The sequence below is a fragment of the Phenylobacterium sp. genome, from assembly GCF_035539035.1.
In the GTDB taxonomy this organism is placed as follows: Bacteria; Pseudomonadota; Alphaproteobacteria; order Caulobacterales; family Caulobacteraceae; genus Phenylobacterium.
Genome location: NZ_DATLJI010000001.1, coordinates 1 through 21,557, shown reverse-complemented (window position 1 = coordinate 21,557; position 21,557 = coordinate 1). Strand labels below are relative to the sequence as shown.

The window sequence follows — 21,557 nt, the reverse complement described above, 5'->3', positions numbered from 1 at the left end:
ATGACGGGGGCGTCATCTTTGACATCCGTCAAACGCCCCCGCCCTTTCGGATCAAGCGTGGCCGTCAGTCGAAGATGTCGAAGATGTCGAACTTCTTCTTCTTTTTCCGGTAGTGGTAGTCGTCGTCGTAGCGGTAGCGGCCGTGCTGGCTGTCGTAGGGATGGCGCTGCTTCCAGGCGTCCGGGTTGCGGTGGAACTCCTGCACCTCCTTGTCGAAGCGCTGGACGTCCTGCTCCTGGGCCGTCCGTTCCTGGCGCGTCCCCTCCAGCAGCTTCTCCAGCTCGCCGCGGTCCAGCCAGACCCCGCGGCAGGTGGGGCAGATGTCGATCTCCACGCCGCCGCGGTTCACGTTCTGCATCGAGGTGTTGTCGTTCGGGCAAAGCAGCAGGGGCACCGGCGGTTTCCTCCGTTAGGGCTCCGCCTGATCTAGGGAGCCGGCCCTCAGTTCGCCACCGGCAGGTTCTTCGCCAGGAACGCCTCGATCGCCTCCAGCATGCGCGTGCGGTTGGCGGCCTTGGTGAAGTAGTGGTTCTCGTCCTCGAGGATCATCAGCTCGTGCGGCTTGCCGGCGGCCCTGAGCGCCTCGGCCATGCGTTCCGACTGCGCCACCTGGACGACGGTGTCCTTGTCGCCGTGGATCAGCAGCACGGGCGCGCCCACGGCGGCGACGTTGCGGGCCGGCGACATGGCCAGGAGCTTGCCCTTGTCGGCGGCCCCGAGGTCGTCGCGCAGCTCCTCCATCCCGGCCGACTCCCGGCCGTAGAGGCGGTTCTCCTCCAGGATCAGCTGCCCCAGGTCCGAGATGCCGGCGATCGAGACGGCGCAGCGATAGGCGTCCGGGTGGAGCGAGACGCCCGCCAGGGCCGCATAGCCGCCGAAGCTCGCGCCGACGACGCACACCCGGGAGGCGTCGATCTCGCCGCCGGCGGCGGCGGCGGCCACGCCGTCCAGCAGGTCGGTCTGCATCTTGCCGCCCCACTCCCCGCGGCCGGCCCGGCGGAAAGCGTCGCCGAAGCCCCAGGAGCCGCGGAACTGCGGCTGCAGGACCGCATAGCCGCGGGTCGCCAGGAACTGGACCAGGAAGTCGAAGTCGTAGGTGTCCCGCGTCTCCGGCCCGCCGTGCGGCAGGACGATCAGCGGGCGCTTGGCGCCTGCGGGCGCGGCGCCCGGCGGCAGGGTCAGATAGGCGGGGATCTCGAGGCCGTCGCGCGCCTTGTAGGTGATCCAGCGGGTCGTCCCGAGCTGGGCGCCCTTCAGCTCCGGATAGGCCTCCGCCAGGGGCGAGACCTCCTTGCGGGCCTTGTCGTAGAGGTACCAGACGGGCGGCGAGCTCGGCGAGGCGACGCGGGCGATGAAGCGGGTGCGGTCCACCGACCAGCCCGCCATGTCCACGGCCTTGCCCTTGAACGCCCGGGAGAGCAGGCCGTGAGCCGCGCCCACGTCGGGATCCAGCCACTGGACCGTGGGCATTTCCAGGCCGCTGGCGATCCCCACCGCCGTCTTGCGGTGCTCGTCCCAGACCAGGCTGAGCGACGGCGCGCCGTCGGCGAACTTCTCCACCGTCCCGTCGGCCAGGCGCTTCCGGACCAGCCCCTGGTCCGTCATCAGGTAGATGGCCTGATCGGCTTCGGAGTAGCCGTAGTAGTCGCGGCGGCTCTCGAAGTCGCCGCCGGCATGGACCAGGGCCCACTGGCTCTTGCCGGGGGGGCGGCCGTAGATCGAGAAGCGGTCACTGATGGTGTCGACGTCGAGGCGCACGCGCGCCTCGCCGGCGCTGTCGACCTCAAACGTCTCAGTGTCGACGTCGCCCTTCTGGACCAGCTTGCCCTGCCCGGTGGCCGGATCGATACTCCACACCGAGAAGGCCTCGCCGAAGTCCTTCTTCTTCATGCGGCTGTCCATCGTCCCCGCCGCGCCGGTCGATGCGGCGATGTCCAGGACCAGCGCCCGCGGCGGGTTCGAGGTCACGCCCAGCAACGGCTGGGTCGCCATGTACGAGCCGGAGATGCGGTTGTCGAAGAAGCGGGAGACCGCCTTGGCGTCGGGCGTCACCCCGATGTAGCGCTCCAGCCGGTAGCTGCGCTTGGCGTCGACCTTTTCCCAATAGGCGATCTTCGCCAGGACGTAGGCGTCACCGGCCCAGGTGAGGTTCACCACCTCCACGTCGCCCAACTGCAGGATCGGCAGGCCGGGCTGGTCGATCGTGGCGATCGAGAGGATCCGCTGGTCGGCGGCGCCGCCCAGGATTGCGATCTTCTGCCCGCTGGGCGAAAGCTCGGCGTCGACGACGGCCGGGATGCGGCCGAAGGTGGAAGCCGGCGGCGGCGCGGCGTGGGCCGAGGCAGCCGAAAGGAGCGCCGCCGCAGCGGTCGAGACGAACAGACGCAAAAGGAAATCCCCCGAGACCCGAACGCCCCCGCGTCCGCCGGCCCATGCAACTTCGGGTGGAACCCGCCGTCAAGTGCTCCGGGCACAAACGAAACGGCCCGGGATTGCTCCCGGGCCGCTCGTTGGCTCGATGGTCGTGGAGACTACTGCTCGACGCGCTCGGCTTCCTCCGCCTCGACGGCGATGGCTTCCGGCAGCGGCTCCATGGCCTCCTCGCGGCTCTGCGTTAGGGCCTCGTCGCGCTTGGCGGCGATGCGCTGCAGGTTGCGCAGGTAGGAGCCCGTGCCCGCCGGGATGAGCCGGCCCACGATCACGTTCTCCTTCAGGCCTTCCAGGGTGTCGATCTTGCCCTGGACGGACGCCTCGGTGAGGACGCGGGTGGTCTCCTGGAACGAGGCCGCGGAGATGAAGCTGCGGGTCTGCAGCGACGCCTTCGTGATCCCGAGCAGGACCGGCTGGGTGAGCGCCGGGCGGCCGCCACGGGCCTCCGCCTTGGCGTTCTCCTCGTCCACCTCGATCTTGTCGAGGTGGTCGCCCTTGAGCAGGCCGGTGTCGCCGGGCTCCAGGATCTCCACCTTCTGCAGCATCTGACGGACGATCGTCTCGATGTGCTTGTCGTTGATGGGCACGCCCTGGAGCCGGTAGACCTCCTGGATCTCGTTGACCAGGAAGTCGGCCAGCGCCTCGATCCCCTGGATGCGCAGGATGTCGTGCGGATCCGGGTTGCCGTCGATGATGTACTCGCCCTTGCGGATCACGTCGCCGTCGTGGACGGCGATGTGCTTGCCCTTCGGGATCAGGAACTCGACCGCCTCGCCACCGTCTTCCGGGGTGATCTTGATGCGGCGCTTGTTCTTGTAGTCCCGGCCGAACTCGACCCGGCCGTCCATCTCGGCGATGACCGCGCAGTCCTTCGGACGCCGCGCTTCGAAGAGCTCCGCCACCCGCGGCAGACCGCCGGTGATGTCGCGCGTCTTGGCGCTTTCGGTCGGGATCCGCGCCATGACCTCGCCGGGCTTCACATCGTCGCCGTCGCCGACGGAGAGAATGGCGCCCACGGGCAGCAGGTAGCGGGCCTCGCCGCCGTTGGAGATGCGCTTGTAGGCGCCGTCCTCACCGATGACCGCCATGGCCGGACGCAGGTCCGAGCCCTTGGTGGACGCGCGCCAGTCGATGACGACGCGGTTGGAGATGCCGGTGGCCTCGTCGGCTTCCTCGCGGACCGAGAAGTTGTCCACCAGGTCCTCGAACCGCACGCGGCCGCCGACTTCGGTGATGATCGGGGTGGTGTACGGGTCCCACTCGGCCAGGCGCTGGCCGCGCTTGACCTTCTCGCCGTCCTTCACCCGCAGGCGGGCGCCGTACGGCGGCTTGTAGGATTCGCGGTCCTTGCCGTCGACCTGCACCGTGAGCTGCAGGTTGCGGCTCATGCCGATCAGGTGGCCCTCGGCGTTGGTCACCGTGTTGCCGCCCGAGATCCGCACCACGCCCTCGTTGGCGCTTTCGAAGAACGACTGCTCGGCCACCTGGGCGGTGCCGCCGATGTGGAAGGTCCGCATCGTCAGCTGGGTGCCCGGCTCGCCGATCGACTGGGCGGCGATGACGCCCACGGCCTCTCCGATGTTCACCGGCGTGCCGCGCGCCAGGTCGCGGCCGTAGCAGGCGCCGCAGACCCCGTTCTTGGCCTCGCAGGTGAGCACCGAGCGGACCTTCACGGACTGCACGCCCGCGCTTTCGACCAGCTCGATCATGTTCTCGTCGAGGTAGGTGTCGGCCGGCACGATCACGTCGCCGCCGCCCGGCTCCTTCACGTCCTCGGCCGCGAAGCGGCCCAGGATGCGCTGGCCGAGCGAGACCAGCACGTCACCGCCTTCGACCACGGCGCGCAGGGTGATGCCCCGGGTGGTGCCGCAGTCTTCCTCGTTGATGATGCAGTCCTGCGCGACGTCCACCAGACGGCGGGTCAGGTAGCCCGAGTTCGCCGTCTTCAGGGCGGTGTCGGCCAGGCCCTTACGGGCGCCGTGGGTGGAGTTGAAGTACTCCTGGACGGTCAGGCCTTCCTTGAAGTTCGAGATGATCGGCGTCTCGATGATCTCGCCGGACGGCTTGGCCATCAGGCCGCGCATCCCGCCGAGCTGCTTCATCTGGGCCTGCGAGCCCCGGGCGCCCGAGTTGGACATCATGAAGATCGAGTTGATCTCGGCCTGACGCCCGTCCGGCCCGATGGGGGCGGAGGACACCTCGGCCATCATCTCGTCGGCCACCCGGTCAGTCGCCTTCGCCCAGGCGTCGACGACCTTGTTGTACTTCTCGCCCTTGGTGATCAGGCCGTCGGCGTACTGCTGCTCGTACTCTTCCACGAGCTTGCGGGTCTCTTCGACGATCGGCGCCTTGCGGGCCGGGATGACGATGTCGTCCTTGCCGAAGGAGATGCCGGCCTTGGCCGCCTCGCGGAAGCCCAGACCCATCACCTGGTCGGCGAAGATCACCGTCGCCTTCTGGCCGCAGTGCCGGTAGACGACGTCGATCAGGTTGCCGATCTCCTTCTTGGTGAGGTTCTTCTCCAGAAGGCGGTGACCCACGGCCGGGTGCTGCGGGAACAGGGCGGCGATCTTCATCCGGCCCGGCGAGGTCTCGATGACCTTGCGGACCAGGTTGCCGTCGGCGTCCATCTCCGTGTGGCGGGCGCGGATCTTGGAGTGCAGGGTCACGACGCCGGCGTCGAGCGCGCGCTCGATCTCGCCCAGGTCGGCGAACGCCTTGCCCTCGCCGGGCTCCCCGTCCTTCACCAGCGACAGGTAGTAGAGGCCGAGCACGATGTCCTGCGAGGGCACGATGATCGGCTTGCCGTTGGCGGGCGACAGGATGTTGTTCGTCGACATCATCAGCACGCGCGCTTCCAGCTGGGCTTCCAGCGAGAGCGGCACGTGGACGGCCATCTGGTCGCCGTCGAAGTCGGCGTTGAAGGCCGCGCAGACGAGCGGGTGCAGCTGGATCGCCTTGCCTTCGATCAGCTTGGGCTCGAAGGCCTGGATGCCCAGGCGGTGAAGGGTCGGCGCGCGGTTCAGCAGCACCGGGTGCTCGCGGATCACCTCGTCGAGGATGTCCCACACCGCCGGCTGCTCACGCTCCACCATGCGCTTGGACTGCTTGACGGTGCCCGACAGGCCCTTGGCGTCCAGGCGCGCGTAGATGAACGGCTTGAACAGCTCGAGCGCCATCTTCTTGGGCAGGCCGCACTCGTGCAGCTTCAGCTCGGGACCCACCACGATGACCGAACGGCCCGAGTAGTCCACGCGCTTGCCGAGCAGGTTCTGGCGGAACCGGCCCTGCTTGCCCTTCAGCATGTCGGCCAGCGACTTGAGGGGCCGCTTGTTGGCGCCGGTGATGACGCGGCCGCGGCGGCCGTTGTCGAACAGGGCGTCGACGGCTTCCTGCAGCATCCGCTTCTCGTTGCGGATGATGATGTCCGGCGCGCGCAGCTCGATGAGGCGCTTCAGGCGGTTGTTCCGGTTGATCACCCGGCGGTAGAGGTCGTTCAGGTCGGAGGTCGCGAAGCGGCCGCCGTCCAGGGGCACCAGGGGACGGAGTTCCGGCGGGATCACGGGGATCACCGTCAGGATCATCCACTCCGGCTTGTTGCCGCTCTCGAGGAAGCTCTCGATCAGCTTCAGGCGCTTGGACGCCTTCTTCAGCTTCATCTCGGAGGTGGTGGTGACCAGCTCCTCGCGGAGCTTGTCGGCTTCCTTGTTGAGGTCCAGCCCGCGCAGCAGGCCCTGCACGGCCTCGGCGCCGATCTCGGCGGTGAAGCTGTCGTCGCCGAACTCGTCCTGGAAGCGCATGTAGTCGTCTTCCGACAGCAGCTGGTGCTGCTTCAGCGGGGTCAGGCCCGGCTCGGTGACGATGTAGTGCTCGAAGTAGAGGACGCGCTCGATGTCCTTCAGCGCCATGTCCAGCATCAGGGCGATACGGGACGGCAGCGACTTCAGGAACCAGATGTGGGCGACCGGCGAGGCCAGCTCGATGTGGCCCATGCGCTCGCGCCGGACGCGGGCCAGGGTGACCTCGACGCCGCACTTCTCGCAGATGATGCCCTTGTACTTCATCCGCTTGTACTTGCCGCACAGGCACTCGTAGTCCTTCGTCGGACCGAAGATGCGGGCGCAGAACAGGCCGTCACGCTCGGGCTTGAACGTGCGGTAGTTGATGGTCTCGGGCTTCTTGATCTCGCCGAACGACCACGAGCGGATCTTCTCCGGCGAGGCCAGAGCGATACGGATCTGGTCGAAGGTCGGAGCGGCCTGGACCGGATTGAAGATATTCAGGACTTCCTGGTTCATCGGATTTCCAGTTCGTCAGTATTCGTAAGGGCGATGGGGAGGAGCTGACGGGCCCCTCCCCGCCCAATTGCGGACGGCGGTTCTCCCGCGCCTAGCTGTTCTCGAGCTCCACGTTCAGGCCCAGGGAGCGCATCTCCTTGACCAGCACGTTGAAGCTTTCCGGGATGCCGGCTTCGAAGGTGTCGTCGCCGCGGACGATGGACTCGTAGACCTTGGTCCGGCCCGCCACGTCGTCCGACTTCACCGTCAGCATCTCCTGCAGGGTGTAGGCGGCGCCGTAGGCCTCCAGAGCCCAGACCTCCATTTCCCCGAACCGCTGGCCGCCGAACTGCGCCTTGCCGCCCAGCGGCTGCTGGGTGACGAGCGAGTACGGGCCGATCGAGCGGGCGTGGATCTTGTCGTCCACCAGGTGGTGCAGCTTCAGCATGTAGATGTAGCCGACGGTCACCGGACGCTTGAAACGCTCGCCCGACTGGCCGTCGTACAGGTACGACTGGCCGGAGCGGTCGAGGCCTGCCTTCTCGAGCAGGTTCTCGATGTCGTCGATGTGGGCGCCGTCGAACACCGGGGTGGCGAAGGGGATGCCCTTCGACAGGTTCCGGGCGAGCTCGACCAGCTCCTCATCCGACTCCGGAAGCTCCACGTCGGGGCCGTAGACGTCGGTCAGGTGCTCGATGAGCGCCTTGCGCTGGCCGCCGTTCTGCCAGGCCTCGAGCAGGCCCTGGACCTGCTTGCCGAGGCCGGCGGCGGCCCAGCCCAGGTGGGTCTCGAAGATCTGGCCGACGTTCATGCGCGAGGGCACGCCCAGCGGGTTCAGCACGATGTCCACCGAGGTGCCGTCTTCCAGGTAGGGCATGTCCTCGATCGGCAGGATCTTGGAGATGACCCCCTTGTTGCCGTGGCGGCCGGCCATCTTGTCGCCCGGCTGCAGCTTGCGCTTCACCGCCACGAACACCTTGACCATCTTCATGACGCCCGGCGGCAGCTCGTCGCCGCGCTGCAGCTTGTCGACCTTGTCCTCGAAGCGACGGTCCAGGCGCTTGCGGGCCTCGTCGAACTGGCGGCGCATGGCCTCCAGCTCGCCCATGGCCTTCTCGTCGTCGAGGGCGATCTGCCACCACAGGCCCGGCGCGATCTCTTCCAGCTTGTCGGCGGAGATCTCGCCGCGGCCCAGGCCCTTCGGCCCGGAGACGGCGTTCTTGCCGACCAGCAGCTGGCGCAGACGACCGGTCATGTTGCGGTTCAGGATCGCGAACTCGTCGTCGCGGTCCTTGCCCAGGCGGTCGATTTCCGACCGCTCGATGGCGAGCGCGCGCTCGTCCTTGTCGACGCCGTGACGGTTGAAGACGCGGACCTCGACGATGGTGCCGGCCACGCCCGGAGGCAGCCGCAGCGAGGTGTCGCGGACGTCGGAGGCCTTCTCGCCGAAGATGGCCCGCAGCAGCTTCTCTTCCGGGGTCATCGGGCTTTCGCCCTTCGGCGTCACCTTGCCGACCAGGATGTCGCCCGGCAGGACCTCGGCGCCGATCGCCACGATGCCCGCCTCGTCGAGGTTGCGGAGCGCTTCCTCGCCGACGTTGGGGATGTCGCGGGTGATCTCTTCCGGACCCAGCTTGGTGTCGCGGGCCATGACCTCGAACTCCTCGATGTGGATCGAGGTGAAGACGTCATCGCGCACGATCCGCTCGGAGATCAGGATCGAGTCTTCGAAGTTGTAGCCGTTCCAGGGCATGAAGGCGACGAGGGCGTTGCGGCCCAGCGCCAGCTCGCCCAGCTCCGTCGACGGGCCGTCGGCGATCACGTCGCCGGCGGCGATCCGGTCGCCCACGCGCACCAGCGGACGCTGGTTGATGCAGGTGGAGGTGTTGGAGCGCTGGAACTTCTGCAGGCGGTAGATGTCGACGCCCGGCTTGGTGGGGTCGGTCTCTTCCGTGGCGCGGACCACGATCCGGGTGCCGTCGATCTGCTCGACGACGCCGGAGCGGCGGGCGACCACGACGGCGCCGGAGTCCACGGCCACGACGCTCTCCATGCCGGTGCCGACCAGCGGCGCATCCGACTGGATGAGCGGCACGGCCTGCTTCTGCATGTTCGAGCCCATCAGGGCGCGGTTGGCGTCGTCGTTCTCGAGGAACGGGATCAGCGAGGCGGCCACCGAAACGACCTGCTTCGGCGACACGTCCATCAGGTCGACGGTGTCCTTGGCGAGCAGCGAGGGTTCGCCGTTCACCCGGCCGGGGACCAGGTCCTCGACGATCTCGCCGTCCTTCAGCTTGATGTTGGCCTGGGCGATGACGTGCTTCGCCTCTTCCATGGCCGACATGTAGACCACCTCGTCGGTGATCCGGCCGTCGCGGATGCGCCGGTACGGGCTCTCGATGAAGCCGTACTTGTTGACCACCGCGTGGGTGGCCAGCGAGTTGATCAGGCCGATGTTCGGGCCTTCCGGCGTCTCGATCGGGCAGATCCGGCCGTAGTGGGTCGGGTGCACGTCGCGGACCTCGAAGCCCGCGCGTTCCCGCGTCAGGCCGCCCGGGCCAAGCGCCGAGAGACGGCGCTTGTGGGTGATCTCGGACAGCGGGTTCGTCTGGTCCATGAACTGCGACAGCTGCGAGGAGCCGAAGAACTCCCGCACGGCCGCGGCCGCGGGCTTGGCGTTGATCAGGTCGTGCGGCATGACCGTGTCGATATCGACCGAGCTCATGCGCTCCTTGATCGCGCGCTCCATGCGCAGGAGGCCGACGCGGTACTGGTTCTCCAGCAGCTCGCCCACCGAGCGGACCCGGCGGTTGCCGAGGTTGTCGATGTCGTCGATCTCGCCGCGGCCGTCGCGCAGGCCCACGAGGGTCTGCAGCACCGCCAGCACGTCTTCCTTGCGCAGGATGCGCACGTCGTCCGGGCAGTCGAGCTCCAGGCGCATGTTCATCTTCACGCGGCCGACCGAGGACAGGTCGTAGCGCTCGCCGTCGAAGAACAGGCTCTTGAACATCGCCTCGGCGGCCTCGACCGTCGGCGGCTCGCCCGGGCGCATGACCCGGTAGATGTCGAAGAGGGCGTCCTCGCGGGCGGTGTTCTTGTCCACGCGCAGGGTGTTGCGCATGTAGGCGCCGACGGTGACGTCGTCGATGTCGAGCACGCTGAGGCTGGTGAAGCCCTGGGCCTCCAGCGCCTCCAGGAGCGTCGGGTCGAGCTCGTCGCCGGCCTCGGCGTAGATCTCGCCGGTCTCGAAGTTGACGAGGTCGCCGGCCAGGTACTTGCCGGTCAGGGCCTCAGGCGCGAGCAGCAGGGTCTTGAGGCCCGCGTCGGCGAACTTCTTGGCGTTCCGCGCCGAGATCTTGGTGCCGGCCGGGGCCACCTCTTCGCCGGTGTCGGCGTCGATCAGGGCGAACTCCGGCTTCACGCCGCGCCAGCGCTCGGGCTTGTAGGCGGTCGCCCAGCCCTCGCCCTTCTTCTCGTAGGCCAGGGTCTCGTAGAAGGTGGAGAGGATCTCCTCCCCGTCCATGCCCAGCGCCATCAGGAAAGTGGTGGCGGGCAGCTTACGGCGGCGGTCGATCCGAACGTAGACGATGTCCTTGGCGTCGAACTCGAAGTCGAGCCACGAGCCGCGGTAGGGGATCACGCGGGCGGCGAACAGCAGCTTGCCCGAGGCGTGGGTCTTGCCCTTGTCGTGGTCGAAGAAGACGCCCGGCGAGCGGTGCATCTGGGAGACGATGACGCGCTGGGTCCCGTTGACGATGAAGGTGCCCTTCTCCGTCATGAGCGGGATGTCGCCCATGTAGACGTCCTGCTCCTTGATGTCCTTCACGGAGCGGGCGCCGGTCTCCTCGTCCGTTTCGAAGACGATCAGGCGCAGCTTCACCTTCAGCGGCGCGGCATAGGTCATGTCGCGCTGGACGCATTCCTCGACGTCGTACTTCGGCTCCTCGAACTCGTAGGAGACGTACTCGAGCACCGCGCGCTCGTTGAAGTCCTTGATCGGGAAGACCGACTTGAAGACGGCCTCGATCCCCTCGTCCCGGCGCTCGCCCGGACGGACTTCCCGCTGCAGGAACTGCTCGTAGGAAGAACGCTGAACCTCGATCAGGTTCGGCATCTGCACGGCTTCAGGGATGCGGCCGAACGACTTCCGGATCCGCTTCTTACCGGTGAAGGATTGCGCCATTTTGGTCCCTTGAGGACGCGCGGGAACGGAGTCCCGCCGTCGAGCTTTCATATCCTGCGTCCACCCTCGTGCTTCCCGTGACGGGAAGCCGGACGCTGGAAAGCCCCTGTATCGTCAGGGGCGCCCCCTCGCATGGCCTGAGGGCGGCTGGCCATGCCTCGGAGCAATCACGCGCGAAGAACCGCGTCATCGGAATCGGAAATTTCGCGAAGGAGCCGAGATAGGCCTTTTGGCCGCGGAAGAAAAGCCCCCTTCTGCAACAAAATGGGCGGCGCCGAGTGGAGATCCCGACGCCGCCCTTCTGGTCAGTCCCGGGCATGTCCCGGGTAGTGCTAGCTTCCGATAGTCTACGCTGGTCGCGTATCCCCCAAACTAGGGAGATCACGGGGAAGTTCCCGTCCGTTCATCGACGGTTCATCGAAATCGCAGCCGAGCTTCTTCTCCTACTCCGCGGCCAGGGCCGGCGTGCGCGCCCCGAGCGGCCGCCAGGCGACCTCGGCGTAGCGCTGCCGGTACTGCGGATGCTCGGTGCCCATCCAGCGGTCCCACCATGTAAACCACGCGGCGTAGTTCCAGCCCGCCTGGGCGTGGTGCAGGTCGTGGTGGGTGGTGGTGACGATGAAGTCCAGCATCGGCCGCCCGTCCCGCCTGGCCGGCATCAGCTCGTAGCCCGAGTGCAGCAGGGTGTTGGTGACGATCTGGTAGAGCATCACCCACTGCATGGCGCTCGAGGCCATCGGGAAGACCATGGGAAAGACCACCACATAGCCGATCAGCAGCAGCGCCTCGCCCACGTCGAAGCTGTAGGCGGTGAACGGCGACGGGTTGTTGCTGCGGTGGTGGCGGCGGTGGAAGCGGCGGAAGAGCCGGGGGTCGTGCATCAGCCGGTGGGTCCAGTAGAACCAGGCGTCCAGGCCGACGATCCCGGCCAGGATCGAGACCCAGAACCAGGCGGGCCCCCAGCTGTCGGCGATCTTGCCCAGCGGATAGAGGCCGGCGCGGTACATGTACGCCATGAGCACGCCCACCGTGGCGAAGATGGCCATCGAGCGCAGCGAGAACATCAGCTCGACGGCGAGCTGGCGGGCCGGCGGCGTCGCCTCGCGGATCTTCCGCGCCCTCAGGAACGGGCGCAGCGCCACCCACAGCAGCAGCCACACCCCGAAGGTGAAGATCACATAGCGGGTGAGCGTCGGCTCAAGCTCGCGCAGCCAGATCCGGCCGGCGTCGAATAGAAACGCATCCATGGGCGATCCCCTCGCAGTTGGTGAGCGAAGGAGAAGGGAGCCGCCGCCCGCCGTCTCGCCGCGGCCGGAAAGGCCTCGCCGATTCCGGAATCAGACCGCTTCTTTCAGTTCCGGCGAGCCGCCGTTCAGGGCCTGGCGGCGCCATTCGGTGGGGCTTGCGCCAGTGGCGGCGCGGAAGGCGCGGTTGAAGGGGCCGAGGGAGCCGTAGCCGAGGTCGAAGGCGATGGCGGCGACGGTGGTGCGCGCCTCCGCCGGGTCGGCGAGGCGCCGCTTGGCCGCCTCGATGCGGTAGCTGTTCACGAAGTCGGCGAAGTTGCGGTGTCCCAGCCGGCCGTTGATCACCCGCCGCAGCCGGTGCTCGGGGATCTCGAGCTCGCGGGCCAGTCCGCCGATCGTCAGCCCCTCCCGCCGCCAGGCGCCGCCGGACATCAGCGCCTCCAGCTTCTGCAGGGTGAGCCGGTCCGCCGCCTCGGCGCGGGGGTCCGGCGCCGGCTCCGCCCGCCGCGCGGCGCCGAACACCGCCGGATCCGGCCGCAGCATCAGGGTGGCCAGCGCCAGGGTCAGCAGGACGAGCAGCAGGCCTCCGTAGGTCCGGCCGACGACGAACTGCAGCCAGGCCGCGTCCTGGCTCAGCCGGAAGGCGAAGGAGACGCCCACCTCGAAGACCACGAACAGGCAGGCCAGGCCGAGCAACAGGCCGCGGAACCGCCGCCGGCCCTCCAGGAGGTCGCCCGACCAGCCGCGCAGGATCACGCTGCCGGCGTGCATGGCGAGGAGCGCGGAGACGGCGTTGCGGCTCCACCAGATGGTGTCCGACCAGGGCGCCGGGACGGCCTTCATCACGAGACCCGAGGCGAGCAGCAGGGCGGCGGGGGCGAGCGTCAGCGCGGTGACCCGCAGGTCGGCGAACACCACCAGCACGAACAGCCAGAAGAGGCCCGCCACCGCGCACGCCAGGACGTACATCGGCCAGGGCATCGCCAGGGCGAGCCACAGATCCCAGGACTCGTTGACCATCCAGGCGGCCAGGCTGAGGCTGAACAGGGTGGCGGCCAGCTTCACGTCCCGGCGCAGGCCGCTGCGCAGGATGCCCACCATGACGATCAGGCTCAGGCCCACGGCGACGCCGTGGACGAAGGCGCTGACCAGGGCGGCGGAGTCGGCCATGGGGCGAGCCTAGCACAAAGAAAAAGGGCCGGAGGTCGCCCCCCGGCCCTTTCGGTGCTTCGTCTGGATCCCGGATCGCTGGGCGTCCGGGATAGTCCGGCTGGGCCGGACTACTTCACCTGGACGGAGGCGCCGGCTTCTTCGAGCTTCTTTTTGATCTCTTCCGCTTCCTGCTTGGAAACGTTTTCCTTCACGTTCTGAGGAGCGCCTTCGACGAGGTCCTTGGCTTCCTTCAGGCCGAGGTCCGGGCGAACCGCGCGGACTTCCTTGATCACGTTGATCTTCTTGTCGCCGCCGGCGGTCAGAACAACGGTGAACTCGGTTTGCTCTTCAGCGGCTTCGGCCGGAGCCGCGCCACCGGCGCCCGGAGCGGCGGCCACGGCCACCGGAGCAGCGGCGCTGACGCCCCACTTCTCTTCGAGCATCTTGGAGAGCTCGGCGGCTTCCAGAACGGTCAGGGCGGACAGGTCGTCCACGATCTTTTGGAGGTCGGCCATTTCAGTAGGTCCTTACGTAGATTGGGGTTGTCGGGAAGATGACGATCAGGCGGCGTCTTTGGTCGCGTACGCGTTGAAGACGCGCGCCAGCTGGCCGGCCGGAGCCTGCAGAACGCCAGCGACCTTGGTCGCCGGGGCCTGGAGGAGGCCGATGATCTTGGCGCGGAGCTGGTCGAGCGAGGGCAGCGACGCGAGCGCCGTCACCGAAGCCTTGTCCAGCACCTGCTGACCCATGAAGCCGCCGACAACGGTGAACTTGTCGTTGTCCTTGGCGTACTGGGTCGCGACCTTGGCGGCGGAGACGGGGTCCGGCGCGAAGGCGATGGCGACGGGACCCTTGAAGAGGCTGTCGCCCGCTTCGCCGATCGCACCGTCCAGAGCCTTCTGGGCCAGGGTGTTCTTCACCACCTTCAGCTGGGCGCCCTGCTCACGCAGACGGCCCCGCAGATCGGTCATTTCCGCAACGGTCAGACCCATGTAGTGGGTCACGACCACGGCGCCGGCAGCCGCGAAGTCGCCCTTGAGCGATTCGATGGCTTCCTGCTTTTGAGCGCGGTCCATTGCGGTCTCCATACTCAGGTTCGACCCGCGCGAGAGTGCGCGAGCCGGTAAGCTACCTGTCGAGTGAGAGAAGCCGCAGCCACGCGCCCGAGCCGTGGCGGCTCGCGTCGCGGACTATCATCTTCCCGTCTCCCGGCGGCCGAAGGAGGGCTCTCCTTCGCGTTATGGCTCCAGGTGGCCCCTGGATCCCCGCAGTTCTCTGACAGGCTCAGGCGCGTCCGGAGACGCCCCTGCCCTCGCCGGGCCCCTCAAGGGTCCGACGTGAAGGCGCGGCTCATACACGAAGCGGGCGGCGGACTCAACCGTCCCACTTGGGCGGCCGCTTCTCCATCCAGGCCTTCACGCCTTCCTTGTAGTCCGGCTCGCGGGCCATCTGCTCCAGCAGGGCCTCGGCGGCGCGCACGGCGCCCGCCGCAGCGCGGTGCAGGTCGCGGTAGATCTGGCGCTTGGTCTCGCGCGCCGAGCCGGGGGCGACGGTGCGCGCCAGGTCGCGGGCGTAGGCCAGGGCCTCGTCCATCAGGCGGTCGGCCGGGACGATGCGGTTGAGGAAGCCCATGGCCATGGCCTCCTCGGCGGTGAACACCCGGCTCGAGAGCAGGATGTCGTTGGCGTGGGTCAGGCCCACGATCCGCGGCAGCACCCAGGAGAGGCCGAACTCGGCGGGGAAGTTGAAGCGGCCGTGGGCCGCGGTGAACTTCACGCCCGGCGCGCAGAACCGCAGGTCGGCGAAGGCCGCCAGCACCAGGCCCACGCCCGCCGCCGCGCCGTTGATGGCCGCCAGGATCGGCTTGCCCACCCCGAAGTGGTAGGCGAAGGCCGCGTCGAAGGCGGGGTCGACGCCGTAACCGGGCTCGGCGATGTCCTGCGGGGTGCCCGGATCGTAGCCGCCCTTCTCCGAATGGCCCTCCAGCGCCTGCAGGTCGGCGCCGGCGCAGAACGCCTGGCCTTCGGAATCGCCGGTCACGACGATCACCCGCACGGCCGGGTCGCGGTCGGCCTCGGCGAGGATCCAGCGGTACTCGGTGTGCATCCGCCCGGTCCAGGCGTTGCGCCGCTTCGGCCGCGACAGGGTCACGACGGCGACGCCGTCCTCGACGGCGTAGCGGGTGGTCTTCAGCTCCATGGCGCTACCCTGCCACGGACAGCCGCAGGACGGGACCGTTCCAGTGGGCGTCGTCCCGGTCCAGCGCCTCCACGGCGCCCGTCACCGTCGCGACCTGCAGCCAGAAGGCCTGGGCCGGCAGGTTGCGGCGGGCGACGGCGATCTCCCACAGGCCCGGCCTGGCCCGCAGGGCCGCGAGCGCGGCCGCCCGGCCGACGCCCGCCCGCCGGTACGGTCGCCCGACGAAGAACTCGCCCATGTTGAAGTCGCAGGCGAGGCCGGAATGGCCTTCGCGGTTGATCAGGACGAAGCCCGCGGGCCGGCCGTCCGCGCGGATCAGCAGGGCCTCGCCGCCCGGCCGGTCCCAGTAGTCGTCGAGCGGCGGGTAGCGGCCGAAGCGGCCGTCCTCCTGGAAGTCCGCCTGGCGGGAGACCCAGAAGTCCGCGAAATCGTGCACGTAGAACTGGAAGAGGTTGGCGATCACCTCGCGGCGGTCGGGCCCGCACGGCTCCAGCTCGACGGCCATCTCAGTACAGGGGCTCGAAGCCGAACACCCAGGGCGTGTCGGTGTCGACCCGGACCTTCACCGCCTTCAGCTCGGGCGCGCCATAGACCTGCAGGCGGGTGATGTTGCCGTAGAGCGGCGGCTTGGACTCGCCCTGCCCGACCATGAACGGCCGGTCGATGACCAGCTCGTGGTAGTCGCCGTTGATCAGCAGCACCGGCTTGCCGAACTTCGCCGCCTCGTCGCGGATGGCGAACACGGTCCAGTAGAACGGCCCGTCGCTGCCGCCGCGGACCGCCTTGCCGGTGAAGTCGCCCCCCTCGCCGTCCACGAACATGCCGGCCTGCAGGGCCAGCACCACGGCCTTGGCGTTCTTCGCCCTGGCCTCGGCGAAGGCCGCCTTGATCCACTCCACGTTGGCGCGGTTGCGGGCGACGGCCTCGCGAAGGCGGACCTCGTCGTTGAGCGTCACGCCATTGCCGGAGCCGGGCACGCTGAGGGTGGCGAAGACCACGCCGGCCCGCTCCCAGCGGGTGTTCTCCGCCGTCTGGGTGGCGGGCATGACATCGGTCTGGCGGACCAGCGGCATGGTGCGCCCGCCCAGGCTCTGCGGGCGGCCGAAGTAGGTTTCGCGGATGGTCCGCAGGCTCGCCAGGGGGTCGGCGAAGCCCGCGCCCGACCAGGAGCCGTCGAAGGCGCGCAGCGGCAGCAAGAGGCCCAGGTCCTGCGGCGTCGCCTTGCCGCCCATGAAGCGATGGTAGGCTTCCAGGACGTCGGGCCGGCGGCAGTCCACCCATTCGTTGTCGCCCGGGGTGTAGACCACCGGGTGGTCGAACTTGGCGAACTGGCCGAGCACATAGCGGTGGTTGGCCTCGGTGCAGGGCTCCGCGCCCCAGGTGTCGCCGACATGGATCGAGAAGGCGGGCTTCGCCTGGTTAATCTTCTGGATCAGGGCGTCGTAGACCGGCAGGTCGCGGGGCAGGTTGTAGGCGGTGTCGCCCAGCGCCACGAACTCGAACCGCTCGGCCTTCGCCGGCGAGGCGGCGGCCAGCACGACGGCGGCCAGGACACCCAGGAACGCACGCAGCATCATCACGCCCTCCCCTTGTCGTTTGCGGGGAAGCCTAGCCGAACGGCCAAGCTTGGGGGCAAGAAAAAGGCGCGGGCCTCGCGACCCGCGCCTCGATCCTTCAGGCTGAGCCCGGAGCCTAGGCGGCGCCGAACGAACCCGCGTCCACCCTCACGCCCGGACCCATGGTCGAGGAGAGGCTGATCTTCTTGATGTAGGTGCCCTTGGCGCCCGACGGCTTCGCGCGGTTCAGCGCCTCGACCATCGCCTTCACGTTCGCCAGCAGCTGCTCCTCGGTGAAGGAGGCCTTGCCGATGCCGGCGTGGATGATGCCGGTCTTCTCGGTGCGGAACTCGATCGAGCCGCCCTTGGCGTCCTTCACGGCCTGGCCGACGTTCGGGGTCACGGTGCCGACCCGCGGGTTCGGCATCAGGCCGCGCGGGCCCAGCACCTTACCCAGACGGCCCACCAGGGCCATCATGTCGGGGGTGGCGATCACCCGGTCGAAGTCCATGAAGCCGCCCTGGATGCGCTCCACCAGGTCCTCGGCGCCGACGACTTCGGCCCCGGCGGCCTTGGCTTCCTCGGCCTTGGCGTCCTTGGCGATGACGGCGACGCGGACGTCACGGCCGGTGCCGGACGGCAGGGCCACGACGCCACGGACCTGCTGGTCGGCGTGACGCGGGTCGACGCCCAGGTTCACGGCGATCTCGACGGTCTCGTCGAACTTGGCGTTGGCGTTGGCCTTCACCAGCTTCACGGCGTCTTCGGGCGTCAGGGTGGCCGAACGGTCGCCGGTCCACTTCTGCATGCGCTTCGGTTGCTTCGCCATCTCTTAGGCCTCCACGATCTGCAGGCCCATCGAGCGGGCGGAGCCCTCGATGATGCGGGCGGCGGCCTCGACGTCGTTGGCGTTGAGGTCCTTCATCTTCTTCTCGGCGATCTCGCGCAGCTGGGTGCGGGTGATCTTGCCGACCGTCTCGCGGCCGGTCTTGTTCGCGCCGGACTTAATGCCCGCGGCCTGCTTGATGTAGAAGGTCGCCGGCGGGGTCTTCGTGACGAAGGTGAAGGACTTGTCCTGGTAGACCGTGATCACGGTCGGCAGGGGCGTACCCTTCTGTTCCTTCTCGGTGCGGGCGTTGAATTCCTTGCAGAAGCCCATGATGTTGACGCCGCGCTGGCCGAGCGCCGGCCCGATGGGCGGCGACGGCGTGGCGGAGCCCGCGGGCACCTGCAGCTTGATGTAGCCCAGAATCTTCTTGGCCATCTTTGCTCCTCATGGCCGGAGACCGGCCGGTTTGAGCCGTGGTGCGAGGTTACGGTGGCCGCCCTCTCCCACGGGTTTGAAATCGCGAACGGAAAACGGGAAACGCGCCCGCTCGCGAAGGGCGCGCTCCTACCAGCTAAAGGAGGCCGCGGCAACCGCGGCCCGGCGGCTAGCCGATCTTCTCGACCTGGCCGTACTCCAGCTCGACCGGCGTGGCGCGGCCGAAGATGGAGACGGTGACGCGCAGGCGGGCGCGCTCCTCGTCGACCTGCTCCACCGAGCCGTTGAAGCTCGCGAAGGGGCCGTCGGTGACGCGGACCTGCTCGCCGATCTCGAAGGAGATGGTCGGCTTCGGCCGCTCCACGCCCTCTTCGATGGCGCCGATGATGCGTGCGACTTCCTTTTCGGAGACCGGGATGGGCTTGGAGCCCGAGCCCAGGAAGCCCGTCACCTTCGGGGTGTTCTTGATCAGGTGGTAGGCCTCGTCGGTGAGCTCCATCTTCACGAGCACATAGCCCGGGAAGAACTTGCGCTCCGAGTTGACCTTACGGCCGCGGCGGATCTCCACCACGTCCTCGGTCGGCACCAGGATCTCGGAGAAGTTCTCGTCGAGCCCCTGGGCGTGGGCCTGCTCCTTGATGGACTCCGCCACCTTCTTCTCGAAGTTCGAGTAGGCGTGGACGATGTACCACTTGTGGCGGGGATTGGATTGCTGTTGGGCGGCTTCGGACATTGGATTACCCCGCGGTCGCCAGGCGGAGGATGAAGGACAGGGCCACCTGCAGGAAGGTGTCCACGCCCCAGAAGAACAGCGCGGCGAGCGTCACCATGATGGCGACCATCACCGAGGTGATCCAGGTCTCCTTGCGGCTCGTCCAGGTGATCTTGCGCGCCTCCGCGCGGACCTCACGGGCGAACTGGGGGATGCTGGTCTTCTTCTTCGGGGCCTGAGCGACACCCGCGGGCGAGGCCATCGCCGCGGCGGTCTTCGCGGCGCGGTTCCTCATCGCTTGCGGGGTCGAGCCCGGTTTCCTGGCCATGGCGGCGTCTTCAAACTCGTCGTTAGGAGCGGCCCTCGCGGCGCGCCCCGGTTCACTTCACGCAGACATATATAGGGTGGCAGGAGTGGAGGGACTCGAACCCCCGGCCCTCGGTTTTGGAGACCGATGCTCTACCAGCTGAGCTACACTCCTACGACCAGCCCGATGTGGTCCGGCGCTCCGAACAATGAACAGCGCGCCGGAAAGCGGCTAGGCCTGCCGGCGCGTTCGGCTCATCGCCGGAGCCGGGTCGTTTAGCAGGGAGCCCCCCTTCGGGCAAGGCGGGATCGAAGCGCCGCTCAGGCCGTTCGGAGGGGGACGCGCAAGGCGAATCCACCCGAGGCGAACATGGCCGGCCAGGACATCCAGAAGCAGTACAACCGCGACGACGAGATGAAGCCTGGCCGCCCGCCGCGGCCGTCGCAGGAGCCCGGCGGGGCCGAGTCGTCCACCCGAACCGACAAGACCATGACCGACCCAGCCACGGGCGCGCCGCAGGGCGGCGCGCCGATCCCGAACCAGTCAGAAGCCGATCAATCCGACGACCTGGACGACTAGTCGGCCGCAGGCGGGGGCGCCGGCGCCGCGCACTGGATGCCCTGGTACTCGACCTTCACGTCGGTGAGCTTGGGCCCGCAGGGCGTCACCTCCCCCGCCGACCGGCCGGTGACCGCCACGGCGACGCCGCGGCCGAGATCGATGCCGGCGTGGGTGACGTCATAGGCCTTGCCCTTCGCCACGATGGTCACGCAGTTGGCTTGCGGCGCCTTGGGGCAGCCGATGGCCACCACCTTCTCGCCCTGGGCCTCGCCGCCGGAGGCCTGGGCGGTGCTCGTCGCCCCTTCGCCGCACCCCACGAGGGCCATCGCCGAAGCCATGGCCGCGAAACTCCCTAGCACGCGCATCTGGGTCTTCCTTCGCACACGTCCTGTCCCTGCTCGGACAGGTCGACTGTGCGCTCCGACTCGGGGGCCGGCAACGGGAATTTCGCCGTTATGTCGAATCGATAAGCCGTTGTTTTTCTTGGAACGCCTCACAACCGCCGAAGGATGGTCGACCGCTCGACGCAACGGGCGGTTGCGTCCCTAGGAGCCCTCCGCGATGCGCACCCGCCCGATGCCGGAGACCGACTTGCGCACGGGGCCGGAGACCGACTTCACGCTGACCCCGCCGAGGCCGGAGATCGAGGCGTTGAGCGCCCCCACCGGGCCGTCGAACTCGACGCCGCCGACGCCGGAGACCGAGGCCCGCAGCGAGGTCGCCCGGCCCGCCGCCACCCGCACCTTGCCAACGCCCGAGACGTCGGCGCTGACCGGCCCGTAGAGCTCGTCGATGCTCACCCCGCCGGCGCCGGACAGCTCGGCGTCGAGGCCGTTGCGGATGCGCGTGGCGTGCACGCTGCCGGCGCCGGAGATGTCGACCTCCAGGCTCTCGGCGGCGCCCATGCGCACCGAACCCGCCCCGGACTCGCTGATGGTCGCCTTGCCGGCCACGTCGGCGACGGTCCAGCTGGAGCAGCCGGAGTTGGAGAGCCGGACCGAGCGGGCGCGGCCGATCACGCCCGACACCGCGCCATCGGCCGAGACGTCGACGTTGCGCGGCGTGCGGATCACCACCTGCGGCGTGTCCGCGTGGGCGACGTCGCCGACGCCGCGGACCTTGATCTTCTGCCGCTCGCCGCGGCCGTGGCAGTCGCGGATGCGGCGATCGAGGTCGCCGTCGATGACGGTGCGGTCGCCGAGGGTGCGGATGGTCAGCGGCAGCCGCGGATTGGGCGCAGTGACCTCCACCCGCACGTCGGTGCGGTCCTCCGGGATCACCGTGACGCGGGCCACCGCGTCCCTGATCTCCACCGACGCCGCCTGGGCCCCGCCCGCGAACGCCGTGGCCACAACCGCCAGACCGATCACCTGAACCTTCATCGCCGTCCCTCCAGCCGATGGAGGGACGCTAGTCCCGCGGATGGGCCGGGGCAGCTTAAATCGAGGTCATGACTTTCCGGTCATGGGGGCTTCGCCGGACAAAGAAAAAGGCCGCCGGGGTGTCCCCGGCGGCCTCTTCGTCTTCGTGCTCAGGCAGCAGGTGCTACTTGATGATCTTGGCCACGACGCCCGCGCCGACCGTCCGGCCGCCTTCGCGGATCGCGAAGCGCAGGCCCTGGTCCATGGCGATCGGCGTGATCAGCTCGACGAGCAGCTCGGCGTTGTCGCCG

18 protein-coding genes, 1 tRNA gene and 1 pseudogene are annotated in these 21,557 nt (G+C 68.5%); 1 reads left to right on the top strand and 19 read right to left on the bottom strand.

The window, feature by feature from the left end; translation table 11 throughout:
• Window positions 1–64: 64 nt before the first annotated feature.
• The 16 genes from VM685_RS00100 to VM685_RS00025 form a co-directional block, all read right to left on the bottom strand.
• Window positions 65–394, bottom strand: a complete 330-nt coding sequence (locus VM685_RS00100) for a zf-TFIIB domain-containing protein (RefSeq protein WP_325458066.1) — start codon at window positions 392–394, stop codon at window positions 65–67.
• A gap of 47 nt (window positions 395–441) precedes the next feature.
• Window positions 442–2,388, bottom strand: a complete 1,947-nt coding sequence (locus VM685_RS00095; RefSeq protein WP_325458065.1) for a S9 family peptidase — start codon at window positions 2,386–2,388, stop codon at window positions 442–444.
• Between the two features lie 143 nt (window positions 2,389–2,531).
• Window positions 2,532–6,728, bottom strand: a complete 4,197-nt coding sequence (gene rpoC / locus VM685_RS00090; protein WP_325458064.1) for a DNA-directed RNA polymerase subunit beta' — start codon at window positions 6,726–6,728, stop codon at window positions 2,532–2,534.
• Between the two features lie 91 nt (window positions 6,729–6,819).
• Entirely contained in the window at window positions 6,820–10,890 is a 4,071-nt protein-coding gene (rpoB, locus tag VM685_RS00085; protein WP_325458063.1) for a DNA-directed RNA polymerase subunit beta, read from the bottom strand.
• A gap of 443 nt (window positions 10,891–11,333) precedes the next feature.
• Entirely contained in the window at window positions 11,334–12,137 is an 804-nt protein-coding gene (locus tag VM685_RS00080; RefSeq protein ID WP_325458062.1) for a sterol desaturase family protein, read from the bottom strand.
• A gap of 90 nt (window positions 12,138–12,227) precedes the next feature.
• The gene (locus VM685_RS00075; RefSeq protein WP_325458061.1) at window positions 12,228–13,304 is read right to left on the bottom strand and encodes a helix-turn-helix domain-containing protein; all 1,077 of its coding nucleotides are present in this window, start codon (window positions 13,302–13,304) and stop codon (window positions 12,228–12,230) included.
• A gap of 110 nt (window positions 13,305–13,414) precedes the next feature.
• Complete coding sequence (gene rplL / locus VM685_RS00070) at window positions 13,415–13,801, bottom strand: 50S ribosomal protein L7/L12 (protein ID WP_325458060.1); 387 nt, start codon at window positions 13,799–13,801, stop codon at window positions 13,415–13,417.
• A 45-nt stretch (window positions 13,802–13,846) separates the two neighbouring features.
• Window positions 13,847–14,362, bottom strand: a complete 516-nt coding sequence (gene rplJ, locus VM685_RS00065) for a 50S ribosomal protein L10 (protein ID WP_325458073.1) — start codon at window positions 14,360–14,362, stop codon at window positions 13,847–13,849.
• Window positions 14,363–14,660: 298 nt separating this feature from the next.
• Window positions 14,661–15,485: an enoyl-CoA hydratase-related protein gene (locus VM685_RS00060; RefSeq protein WP_325458059.1), complete on the bottom strand. Its 825-nt coding sequence runs from the start codon at window positions 15,483–15,485 to the stop codon at window positions 14,661–14,663.
• Between the two features lie 4 nt (window positions 15,486–15,489).
• On the bottom strand, window positions 15,490–15,990 hold the full coding sequence (locus VM685_RS00055) for a GNAT family N-acetyltransferase (RefSeq protein WP_325458058.1): 501 nt from the start codon (window positions 15,988–15,990) through the stop codon (window positions 15,490–15,492).
• Window position 15,991: 1 nt separating this feature from the next.
• Entirely contained in the window at window positions 15,992–17,062 is a 1,071-nt protein-coding gene (locus tag VM685_RS00050) for a hypothetical protein (RefSeq protein WP_325458057.1), read from the bottom strand.
• Between the two features lie 115 nt (window positions 17,063–17,177).
• Window positions 17,178–17,870, bottom strand: a complete 693-nt coding sequence (rplA, locus tag VM685_RS00045; protein WP_325458056.1) for a 50S ribosomal protein L1 — start codon at window positions 17,868–17,870, stop codon at window positions 17,178–17,180.
• A 3-nt stretch (window positions 17,871–17,873) separates the two neighbouring features.
• Entirely contained in the window at window positions 17,874–18,305 is a 432-nt protein-coding gene (gene rplK / locus VM685_RS00040) for a 50S ribosomal protein L11 (protein ID WP_325458055.1), read from the bottom strand.
• A 169-nt stretch (window positions 18,306–18,474) separates the two neighbouring features.
• Window positions 18,475–19,038: a transcription termination/antitermination protein NusG gene (gene nusG, locus VM685_RS00035; protein WP_325458054.1), complete on the bottom strand. Its 564-nt coding sequence runs from the start codon at window positions 19,036–19,038 to the stop codon at window positions 18,475–18,477.
• 4 nt (window positions 19,039–19,042) lie between these two features.
• Window positions 19,043–19,345: a preprotein translocase subunit SecE gene (secE, locus tag VM685_RS00030; protein WP_325458053.1), complete on the bottom strand. Its 303-nt coding sequence runs from the start codon at window positions 19,343–19,345 to the stop codon at window positions 19,043–19,045.
• Between the two features lie 77 nt (window positions 19,346–19,422).
• A tRNA-Trp gene (locus VM685_RS00025) sits at window positions 19,423–19,498 on the bottom strand.
• Window positions 19,499–19,693: 195 nt separating this feature from the next.
• Here VM685_RS00025 and VM685_RS00020 point away from each other — a divergent pair.
• Window positions 19,694–19,903, top strand: a complete 210-nt coding sequence (locus VM685_RS00020; protein WP_325458052.1) for a hypothetical protein — start codon at window positions 19,694–19,696, stop codon at window positions 19,901–19,903.
• Here VM685_RS00020 and VM685_RS00015 read toward each other — a convergent pair.
• From VM685_RS00015 to tuf, 3 genes and pseudogenes are all read right to left on the bottom strand, one after another.
• Window positions 19,900–20,223 carry a hypothetical protein gene (locus tag VM685_RS00015; RefSeq protein ID WP_325458051.1) on the bottom strand — a complete coding sequence of 108 codons (324 nt, stop codon included), beginning with the start codon at window positions 20,221–20,223 and terminating at the stop codon, window positions 19,900–19,902. The two genes, VM685_RS00020 and VM685_RS00015, sit on opposite strands and share 4 nt — an antisense overlap.
• A gap of 207 nt (window positions 20,224–20,430) precedes the next feature.
• Entirely contained in the window at window positions 20,431–21,267 is an 837-nt protein-coding gene (locus VM685_RS00010) for a hypothetical protein (protein ID WP_325458050.1), read from the bottom strand.
• A gap of 163 nt (window positions 21,268–21,430) precedes the next feature.
• A pseudogene (gene tuf / locus VM685_RS00005) lies at window positions 21,431–21,557 on the bottom strand (elongation factor Tu); the annotation flags it as partial.